Genomic DNA, 14,613 nt, shown 5'->3' with positions numbered 1-14,613 from the left:
TGATACGTTTCTGGTATGTGCTGTTGATTATCTGTATTACGATTTTTTGACCGTTAATCCGGTCCACAACAATGAACAAATATTGGGAGAAAAGGATGAACTGCATTACTACTGGGCGCCTCACGACATTGGCTGCAGCCCTGGCTTTGAGTCTGCCCGTGGCGGTGTCCGCGCAGATCAAAGTGGGGGTGACGGTGGCTGCAACAGGACCGGCGGCCTCGCTGGGGATTCCTGAGCGCAATACGGTCAGCCTGCTGCCTACCGAAGTGGCCGGACAGAAAGTCGAATACATTGTGCTGGATGATGCCACAGACACTACGGTGGCTGTACGCAATATGCGCAAGCTCATCACCGATGACAAAGTGGACGTGGTGATCGGTACATCCGTGACACCGGGTTCCTTGGCCATGGTGGATGTGGCCGGCGAAACCAAGACTCCCATGATTAGTGTGGCTGCCAACGCCAAGATTGTTGAGCCGGTTGAAGGCGCTCGCACCTGGGTGTTCAAGACGCCTCAGAACGACCAGTTGATGGCGGGCGCCCTGGCCGAGGCCATGGTCAAGCAGGACGTCAAGACTCTCGGGTTTATCGGCTACAACGACGCCTATGGTGATGGTTGGCTGAATGTGATCACCGAGGCCGCCCAGGCCAAAGGCATCAAGGTGCTGGGTGCCGAGCGCTATGGTCGCAATGACACCAGCGTGACCGGACAAGTGCTCAAGCTGCTGGGCACCAAGCCCGATGCCATTTTGATTGCCGGCTCGGGCACGCCGGTTGCCTTGCCCCAGCGCGAGCTCAAGGGCCGTGGCTATGCCGGCATCATTTACCAGACCCACGGGGCAGCCAACAGTGATGTGCTGCGCGTCTGCGGCAAAGACTGTAACGACATGATCTTGCCCGCCGGTCCCTTGCTGGTTGCCGAACAGTTGCCTGACAGCAGCCCGGTTAAAAAGACCGCCATGGAATACAAGGAAAAATATGAGGCCAAGTATGGCGCAGGCTCGATCAACACGTTTGGTGGCCACCTGTGGGATGCCGGTTTGCTGGTGACCGAAGCCATTCCGCAAGCCTTGCAGTCGGGTGCCAAGCCCGGCACCCCCGAGTTCCGCGCCGCCCTGCGTGACGCACTGGAGCAGACCAAGGAACTGGCGGCTTCCCAAGGTGTGTTCAATATGTCGGCCACCGACCACGCCGGTCTGGATAAACGGGCCCACGTCATTGTGAAAGTGGTCGACGGTAAATGGACCTATCAGCCTGATCTGTAATATCTGACAGGCAAAAACCGGCTCAATAGCCGGTTTTTTCCGAGGCGGGTGCTGGAAGGTTCTGGCACCCGTTCCCGCTACAGGCCTGCGTTTGCGTAAGCCCTCCGCCCTTTTTGTTGTACAGGATGTTGTCCGACATGGATACCACCATCGCTTTAATTTTGTTGCAGGATGGCATATTGAATGGTGCCATCTATGCCTTGCTCGGGCTTGCCCTGGTTCTGGTTTTCCTGGTTACCCGCGTCATTTTCATCCCGCAAGGTGAATTCGTCACCTTTGGCGCCTTGACCCTGGCCTTTGTGGTCAATGGCCGCATGCCGGGAACCGTTATTTTGCTGTTGATCGCCGGTGCTCTGGTGTTTTTGCTGGAGCTGCTCTCTGCCTTGCGCAGCCGCAGCCTGAGCGGTATGCCGCGCAAATTCCTGGTCAATATCGTCATTCCCGTAGCGGTTTATTTTGCCGCTCCTGCCATTGTCAGCGCGCAGTTGCCCCTGTGGGTGGCCGTGCTGTTCTCGTTGGCCGTTGTGATCCCGCTGGGACCGATGGTGTATCGACTGGTTTATCAGCCGATTGCCGAGGCCAGCGTGCTGGTGCTGCTGATTACCTCGGTAGCCGTTCACTTTGCCTTGACGGGCCTGGGTCTGGTGTTCTTTGGCCCCGAAGGCTGGCGTACGCCTCCCTTCATGGAAGGTGAAGTGTCCCTGGGGGCGGTGAGCTGGTCGGCGCAGACCTTCTTCGTGATGGGGGCCTGCGTGTTGCTGATCCTGGCCTTGTGGGGTTTTTTTGGCAAGACCCTTTATGGTCGCGCTTTGCGTGCCACGGCCGTCAATCGTCGCGGTGCCCGTCTGGTGGGGATCAGTACCAACATGTCCGGCTCGCTGACCTTCACCCTGGCGGCGGCCATCGGTGCGTTCTCGGGCATGTTGATCGCTCCGGTAACGACCATTTACTACGACACCGGCTTTTTGATCGGTCTCAAGGGCTTTGTGGCCGCGATCTTCGGTGGTCTGATCAGTTATCCCGTTACCCTGTTGGGCGCCTTGTTCTTGGGGGTTCTGGAAGCGTTTTCCTCTTTCTGGGCCAGTGCCTATAAAGAAGTCATTGTATTTACCATGGTGATACCGGTGTTGTTGTGGCGCTCCTTCGGTAGCAAGCACGTGGATGATGAGGAGTAAATCACATGAGACACTTGCTGACGCTATTGTTTATCGCGGTTCTGTTGATTTTGCCGCAGTTGGGCGCAACGCCCGAATTCTGGATTACCCAGCTTAACTACATTGGCTTGACCAGCTTGGTCGTGCTGGGTCTGGTACTGTTGACGGGCGTGGGTGGCCTGACTTCGTTTGGTCAGGCTGCGTTTGTGGGTCTGGGCGCGTACACCACGGCTTATCTGACCGCTCGCCTGGGCTGGTCGCCCTGGTTCAACCTGTTGATTGGCATGGCCATTACCATGATGGTGGCCTACATTCTGGGCGCGATCACCCTGCGCTTGTCCGGCCACTTCCTGCCCCTGTGTACCTTGGCGTGGGGTCTGGCCTTGTACTACCTGTTTGGTAACCTGGAGTTTCTGGGTCAGTACGACGGTATTTCCGGTATTGCTCCTTTGGAGTTCTTCGGTATTTCCCTGTCTTCGGGGCGGGATATTTACTACCTGATCTGGGCTTTTGCCTTGCTGGCCATGTGGGGCACACGCAACTTGCTCAATTCCCGTCCTGGACGTGCCATTCGGGCTTTGAAGCATGGCAGCGGCATGGCCGAGTCCTTTGGCGTGAACATGGCCAACTACAAGGTCATTGTGTTCGTTTATGCCGCCTTGCTGGCTTGCGTATCCGGTTGGCTCTATGCCCACTACCAGCGCGCGGTATCGCCCAGCCCCTTTGGCCTGAACTACGGCATTGAGTACCTGTTCATGGCCGTCTTGGGGGGCGCAGGCAGTGTCTGGGGAGCTGTTCTGGGTTCGGCCCTGGTGCTGAGCCTGAAAGATCAATTGCAGAACTGGCTGCCTAAACTGCTCAATACCGACATCAACTTCGAGCTGATCGTCTTCGGTATCCTGATGGTTCTTATTCTGCAGTACGCCCGTGACGGTTTGTGGCCCATCCTGCACAAGGTCTGGGAACAGGTCTTCGGTGCACAGAAGCGCAATCAGGCAGCTCCTCCACAAGCCGAAGCTTTGCCTCAGCGTGAGCGTCCTCAGGCCGGTTCGCTGGTTCTAGAAGTGAACAAGATCCGCAAGGAGTTCGGTGGTCTGGTCGCCGTGAACGACATCAGCTTCACCTTGAATGCTGGTCAGATCATGGGCCTGATCGGTCCTAACGGTGCGGGCAAGAGTACGACCTTTAACCTGATTACCGGCGTGCTGTCGGCCACCAGTGGACAGGTCAGCTTCCTGGGGCAACGCATTGATGGCAAGCCTGCACGCGAGATTTCCCGCCTCGGTGTGGGCCGTACGTTCCAGCATGTGCAATTGCTGCCTACCATGACGGTTCTGGAGAACGTGGCATTGGGCGCTCACTTGCGTCGGAATGTGGGCGTGGTGTCCGCTGTCCTGCATACCGAGCGTCGTAGTGAAGCGGAACTTTTGCATGAAGCGGCGGTGCAACTGCAGCGGGTGGGCCTGGGCGACTACCTGTACGAAGAGGCGGGTAATCTGGCCCTGGGTCAACAGCGTATTTTGGAAATTGCGCGTGCCCTGGCCTCTGATCCGCTGCTTTTGCTGCTGGACGAGCCTGCCGCCGGCCTGCGCTACAAAGAAAAGCAGGAGCTGGCCAAAGTGCTGAGTCAGTTACGCAGTGAAGGCATGAGTATCTTGCTGGTTGAGCATGACATGGACTTTGTCATGAATTTGACGGACAAGCTGGTTGTCATGGATTTTGGCACCAAGCTGGCCGAAGGGTTGCCCAAGGAAATTCAGGAAAATCCAGCCGTGCTGGAAGCCTACCTGGGTGGTATTGATGACGACCTGGATCTGGACCAGGTCAATGAGCCCGCCTCGGCAGGAGCAGCGCTATGAGTTCGGCACAATCGAAAGACATTATCCTGAAAGTAGACAATCTGGCCGCTCAATACGGCAAGGTCACCGCGGTGACGGGGGCCAGCCTGGACGTGCGGGCAGGTAGCATTGTGACGGTGATCGGCGCCAATGGCGCGGGCAAGTCCACCTTGCTCAATTCCATGATGGGCTCTTTGCCCAGCGTGGGACGCAGCACCGGTTCGGTACAGTACGAGGGCCAGGAGATCAGTCATTGGGAAGTGGAGCGTCGCGTGGCGGCCGGTATTTCCCTGGTGCCCGAGCGCCGCGAATTGTTTGGCAGCATGACGGTCGAGGACAATCTTCTGCTGGGCGGCTTTCGTCTGTATCGGGCTCGTCAAGCGGGCTGGCGTGACACCATGGATAAGGTCTATACCTTGTTCCCACGCCTGAAAGAGCGTCGTACGCAGCTGGCCGGGACCTTGTCAGGCGGTGAGCGACAAATGCTGGCGGTGGGACGTGCCTTGATGGCACAACCCAAAGTCCTGATGCTCGATGAGCCCAGCCTGGGCTTGGCGCCGCGTGTGGTGCGGGAAATCTTCATGATCATCGCCCGACTGCGTAGTACCGGTGTGGCCATCTTGCTGGTCGAGCAAAATGCGCGTGCCGCTTTGCAAGTGGCTGACTACGGTTATGTTCTGGAGACGGGCGATGTGGTGCTGCAAGGGCCCGCGTCTGACCTGGCTCATAATCCCCGAGTGATAGAAAGCTATCTGGGCTTGGGGCAGGGCAAACGCGAGCAGGAAGAGGCGAACGCTTAGAAGCGGTAGCCGACCCCGATGGTGGCAACCACGGGGTCCAGCTTGGCTTTGCCAATGGACTGGCCGTTCAGTTGCACGTCGGGACGGATGCTGATGTAACGCACATCGGCATTCAGGAACCAGTTCTTGTCCAGCTTGTAATCCACGCCGACCTGGGCTGCAAACCCCCAGCTGTTTTTCAGTTTCAGGTCGGAACCGGCCAGCGCACCGCGCGATTCGGTGTCAAAGAACATGGTGTAGTTCACGCCCACGCCGACATAGGGTTGGAAGTCGCTGTCAGGCAGAAAGTGATATTGCAGGCTCAGGGTAGGGGGCAAGTGCTTGGTTTTGCCAATACGTCCCAGATTGCTGTCGATATTGTGCTGGAAGGGGAATGCGCCCAGCAGCTCAACACCAATATTGCGGGTAGCCATGTAGGTCAGCGAGAAGCTGGGGCGGGCGTTGTTGCCCACGTCCAGCTTGACGGTGCCATCTGCAACCGTGCCATTGTTGGATTTTGGGGACACCCAGGTCACGCCGCCCTTGAGCAAGAAATCACCCGCTTCATGTGTTTGGCCTTGAGGGGCATACAGAACAGCGGCCAGCCCAGCAGCCAGCAAGGACAGGTGCAGACCGGGAAACAAGTAGCGGGATTTCATAGGAGCTCCGTAGGTGTGTGTAAAGCCTACAGAGTGCATGAGGCCAGAGGGCCCGGACTTGATCCAAAGCAAGCTTCAGAAGTAGTTGACTGCCTGACCTTGTTGTAGATCAAGGAAGCGGAAATCATCTGAGGCCAATTCAAGCCTCGTGTGTTTTTTTTGCATCACTTGGTAAACCGCTGGATATAAAAAACCCCGTGGCTTATGTGCTTTTTTTCAGCTTTTGCCTGAGGGCATGGCTGGGGCAGGGCGGCCAACTTGCGAGCAGGGCCGGCAAGCGGCGGTGGTGGCCCAATATGGGGCAAGACACTGGCCCAATTTCTCAGTCTCCCAGGAGGGCATGCAAGGTTTCGTATTTGTGGCTCAGCTCGCTACGTGTAAATCGTTCTACGATCTGCCCATGCTCCAATACATAGAAGCGGTCGCTGAAGGCAGCAGAGAATTGGGGGCATTGCTCGGCCAGTACGACGGTGTAGCCTTCGTCGCGCAGGGTACAGATGAGTTTGATCAAGGTCTGGGCCTGCACCGGCGCCAGACCTTCCGAGACTTTGTCCAGTAGCAGCAGGTTGACCCCTGTGCGTAGCAGTCGGGCAATCGCCAATATTTTTTGTTCGCCCGTCGATAGCTGAGTGGCCATATGATGCCGACGCTGCTCCAGGCTGGGCAGCAGCTCATAAATTTGCATCAACGACATCCCGCCGCCCAAGGTCGTGCCGATAGCCGGAGGCAGCAGGAGGTTTTCCTCACAACTTAGCCCCGTAAAAATGCTTTGCTCATAAGGGCTGTAGCCCACCCCCAGATCCACCAGCTGATGTTGGCTCAGATGAATGGATTCGGTGCCTTGAATGCGGATGGAGCCTCGACGGCTGTCCGTCAAGCCCACGATGGCACGTAACATGGCGCTGCGGCCAGCCCGGTTGCGGCTCAAGACGGTGCATATCTCGCCGGAGGCAACCTGTAGATTCAATCCGCGCAAGAGCGGAAACTCTCGGTGCCAAGCGTACAGATTCTCAATATCCAGGGCAGCCTGCATCATGAGAACGCTCCTTGTCGTGAGTCGTCAAAATGGGCCTGTACGTTGGCTGATCAGCGCAGGAACCCGTTACGCGTCCTTTGCCTTTGACTGCGGTGATGTTATTTCTCGCAAACGCTAGGCAGAGTCCTTTATGCGTTTCAGTATGAGAGCCCTGGCCCCGCAAAACCATGCGGGTTTGTCATAGGATGGTTTGCTTTATTTCACAGATTGGTAAACAAATGTTGGCAAACCACTGATCTGTTACTTAAGTGTTAACGGTTTTGGGCTTGAAGTCGCACAGATCCGCTATCCCGCACTGGGGACACTTGGGCTTGCGAGCAACACAGATATAACGGCCGTGCAGAATCAGCCAGTGATGAGCATCCAGCAAAAAAGGTTTGGGAATCAGTCGTTCCAGCTTTTTTTCCACTTCCACCACATTTTTTCCCGGTGCAATCCCTGTGCGGTTCGCGACGCGGAAAATATGGGTATCCACAGCAATGGTGGGCAAGCCAAAAGCAGTGTTCAGAACAACATTCGCGGTTTTGCGGCCCACGCCAGGAAGGGCTTCCAGAGCGGCGCGGTCGCAGGGCACCTGGCCTTGATGTTGTTCCAGCAAAATCTTGCAGGTTTTGATGACGTTGGCAGCCTTGGTTTTGTACAGGCCGATCGTCTTGATGGCTTCGCGTAGCCCTTCCTCGCCCATCGCGAGAATACCCTCGGGTGTGCCATGTTCCGGAAAAAAGCGGGCGGTTGCCAAATTGACCGAACGGTCTGTGGCTTGCGCGGACAAAATAACCGCGATCAACAGTTGAAACGTGTCAGCGTATTCCAGTTCGGTGGTGGGTTTGGGGTTGGCTGCCTGAAAACGGCTGAAAATCTCGTAGCGCTTGGCGGCATTCATGGAGTGGTCTCACCGGCGGTTTTGCTGGCGCGCCGGGCACGGGCACGGGCTAGCGCAGAGGCGATGGAGGCCTCCCGTTTGTCGGCCTGGTCGGCATGGTTGGCCAGTACCGGCTTGTTGGCCAGCGTACGGGCGGCCAGGTCCGAGCTTTCTTTGTGGCGGGCCAGCAGGCGTTCGCGACGTTGCTCCGTGTCCTGGCGGGCCTGGGCAGCCTGCTCCTTGCTCCATTCGTCGGTAGGCACCATGCTGATGCAGTCTACCGGGCAGGGAGGGACGCACAGCTCACAACCGGTGCAGCGGTCGGCCAGTACGGTATGCATCAGTTTGTTGGCGCCGATAATGGCATCTACCGGGCAGGCCTGAATGCAAAGCGTGCAACCAATACAGTGTTCTTCGATAATCACCGCCCGGCTGGGCCCGGTGAATTCCCCACAGTCCGGGTCCAGAGGCAGGGGGGCACGACCCAGCAGCTCGGCCAGGGCCTGTACGCCTTCCTGCCCGCCAGGCGGGCAGCGATTGATGGCCTCACCCTCAAGCGCAATGGCTTGGGCATAGGGCAGACAGGCGTCGTAACCACAGCGGGTGCACTGGGTCTGGGGAAGCAGGGCGTCAATGCGCCGTATCAAAGTGTCGGACATGAATACAAAAACGGGGCCTTCCGGCCCCGTTGGAAACGGCTTAAGCCAGATAATCAGTTGTGCTGACGGATGAAGTCCCTGATTTTAGGACAGATCAGCGTGCGCCAGCGGCTTCCGGAGAAAATCCCGTAATGGCCACAGTTGGGCGCAGTAAATTGTTGCTTGAGGGCAGGCGCGATTTTCGAGCACAGTCCTTGGGCAGAATGGGTTTGACCCTGCCCCGAAATGTCGTCCAGCTCGCCTTCGATGGTGAACAGAGCCACGCCTTCAATATCCTGAGGACGAACTTGTTCGCCATGGACATGCCATTGACCTTTAGGCAGGCGGTGCTCCTGGAACACGATGCGTATGGTGTCCAGATAGAACTCGGCAGGCATATCCAGCACCGCATTGTACTCGTCGTAGAAACGGCGGTGCGCCTGGGCGTCATCGTCGTCGCCCTTGATCAGATGCTGATAGAAGTCGTAGTGGGAACTGACATGGCGATCCGGATTCATGGCTACAAAACCGGCATGCTGCAGAAAACCGGGATACACACGACGATGCGCGCCGGGGTATTTAGCCGGCACGCGATGAATCAGATTGTTCTCGAACCAAGAGTAGGACTTGGTGGTGGCCAGACGATTGACCTCCGTGGGGGACTGACGGGTGTCGATGGGACCGCCCATCATGATCATGCTGCGGGGCATGACCGCCGAGCGACGGCTGGCCATCAGTGACACCGCGGCCAGTACCGGCACAGTGGGCTGACAGACGGACATGACATGGACAGTCGGCCCCAGTGTCTGGATGAACTCCTGCACATACAGGACGTAGTCGTCCAGATGAAAGGGGCCTGCGGAGCGGGGCACCATGCGTGCGTCAATCCAGTCGGTGACATACACGCGATGGTCGGGCAGCAGCGCCCGTACAGTCTCACGCAGCAAGGTGGCGTGGTGGCCGGAGAGTGGCGCTACCAGCAAGACGATGGGGTCCTGATCGGCCTTGGGATGATCGCGCTCGAAATGGATCAGTCTGCAAAAAGGTTTGTCCAGACGCACGGTTTCGCGCACGGCGACGGCGTGGCCGTCAATCTGGGTTTCGCTCAGGCCCCAGGCGGGCTTTTCGTAATCCTTGCCGATACGGTGTACCAGTTCAGAGGCCGCCGCCAGTTGGCGCGACAGGGGGGTATAGGCCAGTGGACTGTAGGGATTGGAGAACCATTGGGAGCTGGTGCCGGTAAAGGCGGCCAGCGGAGCCAGAAAAGCCCGCTGGAGTTCGTGCAGATCGTAAAGCATAGAGTGCGCCTTGGTGTTGCCAGGTTTGATACAGAGGAATGTATATGCTTATTTCCTGTGGGAAACAATACGATGTTTACCGTTCCTCTGGACTTGGGATTTTCCCCTTGCTGCAATGCAGCAAGATTTTTATCAAAAGGCGGGATTAGGCGCAAGCGTGGCTGGACATGAACTCAGCCACCTGCTCAGGCTGGTAGAGGGAGCGTGATGGGCTTAACGCTCCAGATACTGTAGTTTGTTCTCCACACCGTTCCAGTCGTCAGCATCCTCCAGTGGTTTTTTGGAGCGGTTGATGCTGCCAAAAATGGGGCTGAGTTCGGCGTTCAGCGCAATGAAGGGAACCTGGTCCTGCGGCACATCTTCTTCGGCAAAAATAGCATTGGCCGGGCATTCGGGAATACAGACGGCGCAGTCGATGCACTCGTCCGGGTCAATCACCAGAAAGTTCGGGCCTTCACGAAAACAGTCGACGGGGCACACATCCACACAGTCGGTGAATTTGCACTTGATACAGTTTTCGGTGACGACGTGGGTCATTTCAGTAACACTCCTGCGGTATCGCTAAGGCGGTTAATCACGGAAAGGTCCGTGTCTGGGTGCGCCACAACGCACAGGGCCTGAACGATAAAAATGGGATTTAAATCGAATCTTTCGATTTTAACGAATATTCGGCGTCTTGCTTATTGAGATGGCGCAATAGCTGTTCCGCTAGATAGCGGTACGCAAGAACGGGCGCCCGTGCTATGGTTGCGCAATCAAAATCGGTAGGTTTGTGATGATCATTACCTCTTTACTTGATACGGACCTGTACAAGTTTTCCATGATGCAGGTTGTTTTGCATCATTTCCCGGCTGCGCACGTGGAGTACCGCTACAAATGCCGTACTCCCAATATTAATTTGAGCCAGTATCTGGACCAGATCCGGGCGGAAATTCATGCGCTGTGTCAGTTGCGTTTTTCAGACGCTGAGCTGGACTATTTACGGAGCCTGCGCTTTATCAAAAGCGATTTTGTGGATTTCCTGGGTCTGTTTCATTTGCCTGAACGCTGCATTCAGGTGCAGGCAGGCGAAGTGCCCGGCGAGATCGAGATCTCGGTGCAGGGCCCCTGGTTGCACACAATCCTGTTTGAGATCCCCGTGCTGGCCATTGTGAACGAGGTCTACTTTCGCAACGAATGTCCGCAACCGCCTTGGACAGAAGGGCGCGAGCGCCTGCAATCCAAGATGCGTCTGGTGGTGGATGATCCGGCGTTAAGCGATTTTCGTGTGGCTGACTATGGCACGCGCCGCCGCTTTTCCAAGCAGTGGCACGAAGAAGTGGTCACCACCATGATCGAGCAGATGAAGCCGCATTTTGCCGGTACCAGCAATGTCTGGCTGGCCATGAAGTACGGGGTGACGCCCCTGGGCACCATGGGTCACGAGTACTTGCAGGCCTGTCAGGCCCTGGGTCCGCGCTTGCGGGACTCGCAGACGTTCGCCCTGGAGGTATGGGCGAAAGAGTACCGTGGTGACCTGGGTATCGCTTTGTCGGACGTGTACGGCATGGATGCTTTCCTGCGCGATTTTGATATGTATTTCTGCAAACTGTTTGATGGTGCCCGTCACGACTCGGGCGACCCCTTCATCTGGGGCGAGCGTTTGCTGGCGCACTATCAAGCCAACCGTACCGATCCGCGCACCAAGACCTTGGTGTTTTCCGATGGTTTGACTATCCCCAAGGCGATTGAACTGGCCCTGCGTTTTGCCGGTCGGTGCAAAGTGTCGTTCGGGATCGGGACCAATCTGACCAATGATCTGGGGCATGAGCCTTTGCAGATCGTCATGAAGATGGTGCGTTGCAATGGTCAGCCTGTGGCGAAAGTGTCCGATGCTCCTGAAAAGACCATGTGTGATGATCCGGCCTATCTGGCTTACTTGCGACAGGTTTTCCAGCTGCCACCGGCTTGAGCGCGTGCTGATTGCCGCGGGTTCTGTAGATACGGTGCCTCCGGTAACGCAGGCAAGGCGGTACAAAGAGTGGTTCCTGTAGCGAGCGTCTTACCACGCGATAAGGTGCTTGAACGACAAGACGGTAAGGCTGCCAAGCGAATCCGTCGAATCAAAGCCCTCTGCCCAGGCAGAGGGCTTTTTTCATAGACACAGCAAAGCCGCCAGATGCCCGCCGGCTTCACGGGCTTGGGCAATTTGTTCATTACTCAAAGATTTGGGGGCCAGAATGCTTTCTGGCGTCTGGGCGTGGAAATTGAAGATACGGATGGGGGCGACCAGCTCCAGCCGCCAGCCTGTGCAAATCCGTTCCAGTTGTCGTTGCGCACCTTGCCCATCGCTACCTGCGCTGATGAAGGCGGAATAGGGGCGCCCATTCAGCTGATCCAGCACCTCGTAGTAGTTCCGGTCCAGACACTCTTTCATGGCCCCACTCAGGCTGGCCAGATTCTCGGGGGCGCAGAACAGGTAGGCCTGGGAATCGCGTAAATCCTGTGCCTGCACGCGATCGCAATGCACACGTTTGATACGGAGGTGATCGGTCATGTTCAGCTCCCTGAGCACCTCCAGCGCGCCTTCTTCGGCCTGTTCGGCCAACTGGCGGGCGGCGCCAGTACGGGAATGCCAGATCATCAGAAGCTGACGGCATGTGTTCAGACTCATAAGCTCTTACTCGCGGTGATAGACTAGCGGCTACAGTATAGAGAGCCCTCTTCGCGCTGAGTGGCCACATCGACGTAACCCACATGAATCACACCGCTTCTCCCCCTACGGCCGAGTCGGCCTTTACCCCGCTATGGTTCGCGCAAGCCAGCCACGGACTGGATGAGGCAGGGCGCATGCTCTTGCAGGCGGCAGCCGACTGGGCGGGGCCTGTATTGCTGGATCTGACTGGCAGCACCGGCGAGCCCTTGGACAGTCATTGCGCTCAGGTGGCGCTTATTTTGGCGGGTCTGGGCGTGGACGCTCAAACCCGTGCCAGTGCCTTGCTGGCCGTGACCCCGGCCCCGGGGCCGGAGGTCAAGCAGGACCCGGTTCAAAAAGCCTTTGGCACCGAAGTCATGACATTGGTGCGAGGCTCGCGTGCTCTGTATCGACTGGGCTCGATTACCGGCCAGGCCAAGGAACAGACGGGCGGCGGCGATCAGAAAGAAATGAAGCGCAAGATGTTGCTGGCGATGGCGGCCGACTTGCGTATTGTGTTGATGCGTCTGGCCTCGCGACTGCAGTCCTTGCGCTGGTATCGGCAGTCCAAAACGGTTTGTCCGGTCGGGTTTGCCCGTGAAACGCTGGAGCTGTATACGCCGCTGGCCAATCGTCTGGGTATCTGGCAGATCAAATGGGAAATGGAGGACCTGGCCTTTCGTTTCCTGAACCCCGAGGTCTACAAGGACATTGCAGGCCGTCTGGAAGACAAGCGCGTAGAGCGTGAGACTTTGATTGCTCAGGTGCGAGACCAATTGTTGGCAGCCCTAAAGCGCGAGCATATTGTGGCCGAGGTGTCTGGCCGGCCCAAGCATATCTTCAGTATCTGGAACAAGATGCGTAACAAGCATCTGGATTTCGAGCAGCTGTTTGATCTGCGTGCCTTGCGCGTCATTGTCGAGGATGAACGCAGTTGCTATCACACCCTGGCGGTGGTGCATTCCCTGTGGACCCCCGTGCCCGAGGAGTTTGACGACTACATCTCCCGGCCTAAGCCCAATGGTTACCGCTCCTTGCATACCGTGATTGCGGACGCGCAGGGCCGTTGCTTTGAGATTCAGATCCGCACGCGTGACATGCATCAGTTTGCAGAGTACGGGATGGCGGCTCACTGGCGTTACAAGGAGGCGGGGGCGCAAGGCGGGCAGCAGACGGCCGATGGCGAGGATGACCGCAAGATTGCCTGGATGCGCCAACTGCTGGCCTGGGACAGGGAAGCGGCTACCTCCAACGCGAGTGCCTCGGAGTCTCTGCCTGACAGTCGCACGGAGTCAGCTGGCTCTGCGGCAGACAATGCGCCTGTCAGCAAAAAGGAGGCGCTGGCTCGCCCCTTGAAGGCGCAGGAGGACGAACATATTTATGTGTTGACGCCACAGGCCCGTGTCATTGAGTTGCCTGTGGGTGCAACCCCGGTCGATTTTGCCTATTACTTGCATACCGACTTGGGTCACCGTTGTCGGGGGGCGCGGGTTGATGGGCAGATGGTGCCTTTATCCACCCGTTTGTCGACAGGGCAAACCGTAGAGATTGTGGCCGCCAAGTCGGGAGGGCCATCGCGTGATTGGCTAAATGTGCAACTGGGCTTTTTGGCCAGCCCACGCTCGCGCTCCAAAGTGCGGGCCTGGTTTAATGCGATTGAGTTGCAGCAGCGCATCTCCCAAGGCCAGAGCATGGTCGAAAAAGAGCTGCAAAGGTTGGGCCGCACTGCCGTGAACCTGGAGCAGATGGCGCAACAGCTGGGCTTTGCCAAGGCAGATGACTTGTATGTTGCGGTGGCCAAGGATGAGTTCAGTCTGCGGCAGGTGGACGCCTTGTTCCGTGAGGATGTGCAGGAAGAGGAACCTGTTCAGCGTGTGTTTGACGCGGCCCGGGAAAGTGTCTCGAAAACCGGAAAAAGCGGTGTATTGGTGGTGGGAGTCGATTCGCTGATGACGCAACTGGCCCGTTGCTGTCGTCCTGCTCCTCCGGACCTGATTGCTGGCTTTGTGACCCGGGGGCGCGGAGTGTCCATACACCGTGCTGACTGCAAGTCCTATCAGGAACTGGCCGAGCGACAGCCTGAACGGGCGATCAGTGTGGATTGGGGCGACACGGGAGATACGCAATATCCGGTGGATCTGGCCATTGAGGCGCAGGAACACCCCAGCCTGTTGCGTGATCTGTCGGAAGTGTTTGCCCGCTTGCGTTTGAACGTGACCGGTATTAATACCTTGAGTCGTCGCTCGTTGACGCGCATGATATTTACGATTGAAGTGCGTGATGGCGAGCAAATTCAAAAGGCGTTGGCGGCCTTGAACGAGTTATCGGGGGTCAGCGCCCGCCGCTACTCGTCCTGAACTGCTAAAATCAGTCAACCTACACCTCGCGGGCGTTGTGCCCGCGATTGTTC

At 57.3% G+C, this 14,613-nt stretch carries 13 protein-coding genes; 6 read left to right on the top strand and 7 right to left on the bottom strand.

Translation table 11 applies throughout. The features are described 5' to 3' along the window. Nucleotides 1–95: 95 nt before the first annotated feature. From ACOZ42_RS11640 to ACOZ42_RS11625, 4 genes are all read left to right on the top strand, one after another. Complete coding sequence (locus ACOZ42_RS11640) at nucleotides 96–1,265, top strand: ABC transporter substrate-binding protein (protein ID WP_426345142.1); 1,170 nt, start codon at nucleotides 96–98, stop codon at nucleotides 1,263–1,265. Nucleotides 1,266–1,402: 137 nt separating this feature from the next. Further along, nucleotides 1,403–2,440, top strand: a complete 1,038-nt coding sequence (locus tag ACOZ42_RS11635; RefSeq protein ID WP_003801008.1) for a branched-chain amino acid ABC transporter permease — start codon at nucleotides 1,403–1,405, stop codon at nucleotides 2,438–2,440. A 5-nt stretch (nucleotides 2,441–2,445) separates the two neighbouring features. After that, nucleotides 2,446–4,278 (top strand): ABC transporter permease subunit, encoded by a 1,833-nt coding sequence (locus ACOZ42_RS11630; protein ID WP_003801006.1) that lies wholly within the window; start codon nucleotides 2,446–2,448, stop codon nucleotides 4,276–4,278. Then, on the top strand, nucleotides 4,275–5,057 hold the full coding sequence (locus tag ACOZ42_RS11625) for an ABC transporter ATP-binding protein (protein WP_003801003.1): 783 nt from the start codon (nucleotides 4,275–4,277) through the stop codon (nucleotides 5,055–5,057). The genes ACOZ42_RS11630 and ACOZ42_RS11625 overlap by 4 nt, the downstream gene beginning before the upstream one ends. Here ACOZ42_RS11625 and ACOZ42_RS11620 read toward each other — a convergent pair. The 6 genes from ACOZ42_RS11620 to fdxA form a co-directional block, all read right to left on the bottom strand. After that, nucleotides 5,054–5,695, bottom strand: a complete 642-nt coding sequence (locus ACOZ42_RS11620; protein WP_003801001.1) for an OmpW/AlkL family protein — start codon at nucleotides 5,693–5,695, stop codon at nucleotides 5,054–5,056. The two genes, ACOZ42_RS11625 and ACOZ42_RS11620, sit on opposite strands and share 4 nt — an antisense overlap. 322 nt (nucleotides 5,696–6,017) lie before the next feature. After that, nucleotides 6,018–6,731, bottom strand: a complete 714-nt coding sequence (locus ACOZ42_RS11615; RefSeq protein ID WP_081050043.1) for an ABC transporter ATP-binding protein — start codon at nucleotides 6,729–6,731, stop codon at nucleotides 6,018–6,020. A gap of 244 nt (nucleotides 6,732–6,975) precedes the next feature. Then, nucleotides 6,976–7,614 carry an endonuclease III gene (nth, locus tag ACOZ42_RS11610; RefSeq protein WP_003800998.1) on the bottom strand — a complete coding sequence of 213 codons (639 nt, stop codon included), beginning with the start codon at nucleotides 7,612–7,614 and terminating at the stop codon, nucleotides 6,976–6,978. Continuing rightward, entirely contained in the window at nucleotides 7,611–8,252 is a 642-nt protein-coding gene (locus ACOZ42_RS11605; RefSeq protein ID WP_059318012.1) for an RnfABCDGE type electron transport complex subunit B, read from the bottom strand. The genes nth and ACOZ42_RS11605 overlap by 4 nt, the downstream gene beginning before the upstream one ends. A gap of 53 nt (nucleotides 8,253–8,305) precedes the next feature. Then, complete coding sequence (locus tag ACOZ42_RS11600) at nucleotides 8,306–9,529, bottom strand: polyhydroxyalkanoate depolymerase (RefSeq protein WP_059318011.1); 1,224 nt, start codon at nucleotides 9,527–9,529, stop codon at nucleotides 8,306–8,308. A 213-nt stretch (nucleotides 9,530–9,742) separates the two neighbouring features. Further along, nucleotides 9,743–10,066, bottom strand: a complete 324-nt coding sequence (gene fdxA, locus ACOZ42_RS11595; RefSeq protein ID WP_003800991.1) for a ferredoxin FdxA — start codon at nucleotides 10,064–10,066, stop codon at nucleotides 9,743–9,745. A 238-nt stretch (nucleotides 10,067–10,304) separates the two neighbouring features. On the opposite strand from fdxA, the gene pncB reads away from it, so the two are divergent. Continuing rightward, nucleotides 10,305–11,480: a nicotinate phosphoribosyltransferase gene (pncB, locus tag ACOZ42_RS11590; protein ID WP_003800989.1), complete on the top strand. Its 1,176-nt coding sequence runs from the start codon at nucleotides 10,305–10,307 to the stop codon at nucleotides 11,478–11,480. A gap of 183 nt (nucleotides 11,481–11,663) precedes the next feature. On the opposite strand, the gene ACOZ42_RS11585 is transcribed toward pncB, so the two are convergent. Next, nucleotides 11,664–12,182, bottom strand: a complete 519-nt coding sequence (locus ACOZ42_RS11585) for a flavodoxin family protein (protein ID WP_301605901.1) — start codon at nucleotides 12,180–12,182, stop codon at nucleotides 11,664–11,666. A gap of 83 nt (nucleotides 12,183–12,265) precedes the next feature. Here ACOZ42_RS11585 and ACOZ42_RS11580 point away from each other — a divergent pair, with 83 nt between their 5' ends. Further along, nucleotides 12,266–14,560 (top strand): RelA/SpoT family protein, encoded by a 2,295-nt coding sequence (locus tag ACOZ42_RS11580; protein WP_003800985.1) that lies wholly within the window; start codon nucleotides 12,266–12,268, stop codon nucleotides 14,558–14,560. The last annotated feature ends 53 nt before the right edge of the window (nucleotides 14,561–14,613 follow it).

Source organism: Alcaligenes sp. HNGD-HTN06, from assembly GCF_049932565.1.
Classification (GTDB): domain Bacteria; phylum Pseudomonadota; class Gammaproteobacteria; order Burkholderiales; family Burkholderiaceae_B; genus Alcaligenes; species Alcaligenes ammonioxydans.
Note: the sequence above shows the minus strand (reverse complement) of the source record. Positions and strands in the feature narration are given on the sequence as shown.